Below are 881 nucleotides of genomic sequence, written 5' to 3' on the forward strand. Positions count from 1 at the left end.
CGGGTATCGGTGTAGGGAGTCAGCACGATTTTACCGTCGACAATCTCTTTTTTGAAAAAGCCGCCCCCTGAGCCGTAGATCATATCCCGCTGCGCCTCCAGCAGTGGCCGCACCTGATTGTTTTTGGCAATCAGCGCACTCATCAGGTTAGGCTGGTTGTCACCGGCTCCCCAGCTGACATGTTCCCCCAGTGATCCCGAATAGGGACGGGTACCGAAGGTTTCATCCCGCCGGTCGGTGAGCTGCACAACGATGGCGGCATCCTTTCCCGAGAGCAGAAATGCGTTTTCGCTTAGGTATTCCATGCTTAGTAGTTGTGAATGACGCGCATTCCGTTGTAGTGAGTAATCAGGTCAATCAGCACCTCGAAAGGCTGATTGCCGTTATCCAGATTTTCCATCAGCAGCACGTGGTTCTGATTCACGTTGCCCCGATAACCGCTTTCGCCGGGCAGCCGCTTCGTGGATTTCCGTACCCGCATCTTTTCGCCCGTCGTGCCATCCTTTTTGATATAGCGGATGCTGAACACGTGGGATTTGCCTTCCTCGCGGGTATCCTGATGGATTTCGGCGAACATGGCCCGCCGGGTAATCGTTTTTTCCATGCTCCGAAATTGTCTGCACTTACGGAGGCAAAAAAGGACGGAGTTGCCGGTAACCCAGCCAGCTGCTCAGGCCGATCAGTGCCCACTTCTGCACCTGATTCCACCGCCGTTTCCGTCGCTGACGGCCGAGTTCAGCCTTCGTTTCCAGCAGCGACGTGGCCAGCCCCGCGGCTTCGGTGCGGCAACTGATCAGCAGACCAGCGAATTTGTCTTTTTCACCGGTGACCCGGTTCAGCTCGGATTCCCGCTGGCCCAGCAGTATGGTCCGGAAGTGAAG

2 protein-coding genes and 1 pseudogene are annotated in these 881 nt (G+C 56.1%); all 3 read right to left on the minus strand.

Annotation, left to right across the window (positions count from 1 at the left end):
- A pseudogene (locus BLX24_RS30755) lies at nucleotides 1-305 on the minus strand (hypothetical protein); the annotation flags it as partial.
- A gap of 2 nt (nucleotides 306-307) precedes the next feature.
- Nucleotides 308-604 (minus strand): hypothetical protein, encoded by a 297-nt coding sequence (locus tag BLX24_RS30760; RefSeq protein ID WP_071506935.1) that lies wholly within the window; start codon nucleotides 602-604, stop codon nucleotides 308-310.
- A gap of 19 nt (nucleotides 605-623) precedes the next feature.
- On the minus strand, nucleotides 624-881 hold a 258-nt coding region (locus tag BLX24_RS33140), incomplete at its 5' end, for a hypothetical protein (RefSeq protein WP_177225992.1).

The organism is Arsenicibacter rosenii (genome assembly GCF_001870735.1).
GTDB lineage: Bacteria > Bacteroidota > Bacteroidia > Cytophagales > Spirosomataceae > Arsenicibacter > Arsenicibacter rosenii.

What these genes read in the sequence shown, in the direction of transcription:
- BLX24_RS30760 (WP_071506935.1), bottom strand. Translation starts at nt 604, where the DNA reads ATGGAAAAAACGATTACCCGGCGGGCCATGTTCGCCGAAATCCATCAG.